At 55.2% G+C, this 1,497-nt stretch carries 2 pseudogenes; both read right to left on the bottom strand.

Annotated features, from left to right (window positions below):
* Positions 1 to 14: 14 nt before the first annotated feature.
* A pseudogene (locus tag DJ69_RS08050) lies at positions 15 to 167 on the bottom strand (RNA-guided endonuclease InsQ/TnpB family protein); the annotation flags it as partial.
* A 29-nt stretch (positions 168 to 196) separates the two neighbouring features.
* Positions 197 to 981, bottom strand: a pseudogene (locus tag DJ69_RS08045) (IS5 family transposase).
* Positions 982 to 1,497: the final 516 nt, after the last annotated feature.

Genomic DNA, 1,497 nt, shown 5'->3' with positions numbered 1-1,497 from the left:
ATCGCTATTCAACACAGCACCAGAAACCGCGACCATGCCGCATCCTGTTTGTTCTTGGCGTTCTGGTTGGTTTCCAGCATCGGCTTCACGTCTAAGTCCTCAACGGCTACTAGATCATACTCCCGAACCAGCCATGTCGTCAGTTTGTGCTGGTAATCCAGCACGGCTGTGTTGAATCGCTGTAAGGCGTGGAGATTCACTGTTTGACGAAGCGTGTGATGTTATAGACGACACACATCAGCGCGATCTCGCGGAACTCACGGAACCACGAGCGCGCTCGCACGGCAAAGCCGAGCGAGCGCTTCACAGCCGAGCTCACGGTTTTACCCATCGAGCGCTGATTGTACGGGTATCATCGATTCTGGCGTTGTGTGCGTGGTCGTACGGAGCGAAGATACGGTGCTTGGCCAGCGGTCTGATGCCGAGGTCGCGTAATCCTTCACGAAGCGATTGCTTGTCATAGCCTTTATCGGCCGCGAGAGACCGCAGATCGCCCGCGTTCCGGCGGGCGATCTGCTCAGCGAGGTCTGCGTCGCTTCCTTCCCGGTTCGTTGAGCAGTGTTCGTCAAGGACGGCTTGAGACGCTGTATCGATGAGTTTCGTGACTTTGAGCTTCTGAACGCGGTAGCTGATTCGCTGGCAGTAGTGGCGGCTCGCTGGTGAGCGGTCGTAGAACGTGGCGTCGATCGCGGCGTGTTCAGAGAGATCGTGCAGCTGCGTCGACTGGCGCAGCAGCACTCGACAGACGCTCATGCTGATCCGGTCGAACGCCTTACACAACGTGGACGGCGTGGGGATATCGGCCGCGTTGAGGCCGATCTCTCCGGTTATTTGTGGCATCTTTTTGAGTAAGTCGATCGTCATGCGGTACGATGAATCGAGGTAAATCCGCAGACAATGAAGGGAAACGAGTGCATAGTCGGCAGTAACTCTTTGAGCAACCGGTACAACCTCCCCGATGAAGCGGGAAATTTGGGTCATAGACAACCACATTCCCCCGCTTCAACTCCTTTGATTTAGCGGCCCACCTCGTTGCTGTATGGCGATTCAACACAGCCGTTTGAACGGAGCGTGACCTGTGGGTCGCTCCACGACAGGCATCCGCGTGGGCAGCGGTTCAGCGATCTCCTTCCAACTCATAGAGATGCTGGAGTACCCGATAACAAGTGTATTCCGATCCACAACACAGCAGGCTCGGCTCTTTATCCGGAGACACAGACGCGATTTGGTAGCATCTGCTCTGTTGAATCCGCAGAAGGCGTCGGGATTAGGGTCACTCTGTCCTCAGTTCAGGAGCGCTGTCGAGAGAATTCAGAGATGGAATCTTGGCAGAGAGTGGAAGAATTGAGATCACAGGGTGGATCGATCCAACTCTTCGACGATGAGGTGCGAGATAATCGCGTCTCCAGAGATCGTGATCCCCGTGCCGTCATCGGATTCAACAGAGCAGTAGCATCCAGTATGAAAGGTGAGCAGCTTGCTGTGTTGAATAGATGC

Source organism: Halorubrum persicum, assembly GCF_002727125.1.
Taxonomy (GTDB): Archaea; Halobacteriota; Halobacteria; order Halobacteriales; family Haloferacaceae; genus Halorubrum; species Halorubrum persicum.
This window is presented reverse-complemented; position numbering and strand designations above follow the sequence as displayed.